Here is a 1,478-nt window from a genome sequence, read left to right on the forward strand (position 1 = left end):
ATTTTTCCGCCCGGTGGCCCTCCCGCCCGGGGTGATCGGTTTTCTCTAACCCCGGAGGCTCCCATGGCTACCTCAAACCGAAAGAAAGCGAAACGCCGGAAATCCTCCCCGAAACTGCCCCCTGAGTTGCGCCGGGTGCACCTGGATGCAGCAGGCATCGACGTAGGGGCGGAATCCCATTGGGTGGCCGTGCCGGAAGGACGCGACCCTGAAGGCCGGGGCGTCCGTGAATTTGGCGCGTTCACCGCCGATCTCTACGCGTTGGCCGATTGGCTGGCAACGTGTGGGGTCACCACCGTAGCGATGGAATCCACCGGGGTGTATTGGATTCCCCTGTTCGAACTTCTCGAAAGCCAAGGATTCGAGGTGCTTCTCGTCAACCCCCGACACCTGAAAAGCGTGCCGGGGCGAAAAACCGACGTGCTCGACTGCCAATGGCTTCAGCGGTTGCATACGTACGGCCTCCTTCAGGGATCCTTCCGCCCCGAGGAGCAGGTGTGTGTGCTGCGTGCCTACTTGCGCCAACGGCAGACCCTCGTCCGGTATGCCGCCAGTCATGTACAGCACATGCAGAAGGCCTTGGACCAGATGAACATCAAGCTGCACAAGGTGGTCAGTGACATCACCGGCGTGACAGGCTTGCGCATCATCCGGGCCATCCTGGAGGGAGAACGGGACCCACTGCGTCTGGCCCAACTACGGGATCCTCGGTGCAAGAACTCCGAGGAAACCATTGCGAAGGCGTTAGAGGGCACATGGCGTGAGGAGCACCTGTTCTCCCTGCGGCAAGCCCTTACCCTGTACGAGACCTATCGGGCTGAGATCGCAGCGTGCGATCAACAGATTCAGGCCCATTTGGGTACGTTCGATTCCAAGGATGACGACCCTCCTGCGGCCCGAACTGCCCCTCGGTCGCGTCAGAATGTCGGCGCCATCACCTTCGACGTCGGGTCCCATTTGCGCCGTATCACCGGTGTGGACCTTACCGAGATCGACGGGATTGACGCGGTGCTTGCCCTAACGATCATCAGTGAAATCGGCCTCGACATGAACCGTTGGCGCACCGTCAAACACTTCACGTCCTGGCTTGGCTTGTGCCCCGGCAGCAAGATCTCCGGGGGGAAACGGCTCGATTCCCGAACCAAGCCCACATCGAACCGAGCGGCGATGGCCTTCCGGATGGCGGCGAACGCTTTGCACCGCAGCGACTCGGCGTTGGGAGCCTTTCTCCGTCGCAAGAAGGCGCACATCGGGGCGCCAAAGGCGATCACGGCTACAGCACACAAGCTCGCACGAATCGTATACACCATGCTTCGCCACGGGCGGAGCTATACGGACTTGGGTGCGGACTACTACGAAGCCCGGTACCGAGACCGGGTGCTCAACAACCTTCGGCGCAAGGCCGCCGCATTGGGATATTCTCTCATAGAAAACAACAGCTTAGACCAACCCCCCTGCCCCCAAGGAGCGGGGTAAGT

The 1,478-nt window shown here is 61.0% G+C and carries 1 protein-coding gene; it reads left to right on the forward strand.

The genetic code is table 11. The features are described from left to right. Nucleotides 1–63: 63 nt before the first annotated feature. The gene (locus tag ACYQ8L_RS18460; RefSeq protein WP_459943290.1) at nt 64–1,476 is read left to right on the forward strand and encodes an IS110 family RNA-guided transposase; all 1,413 of its coding nucleotides are present in this window, start codon (nt 64–66) and stop codon (nt 1,474–1,476) included. Nucleotides 1,477–1,478 lie beyond the last annotated feature (2 nt).

It is taken from the genome of Deferrisoma palaeochoriense (assembly GCF_054656955.1).

Coding starts and splice junctions, on each gene's coding strand:
- ACYQ8L_RS18460 (WP_459943290.1), top strand. CDS start 64: ATGGCTACCTCAAACCGAAAGAAAGCGAAACGCCGGAAATCCTCCCCG.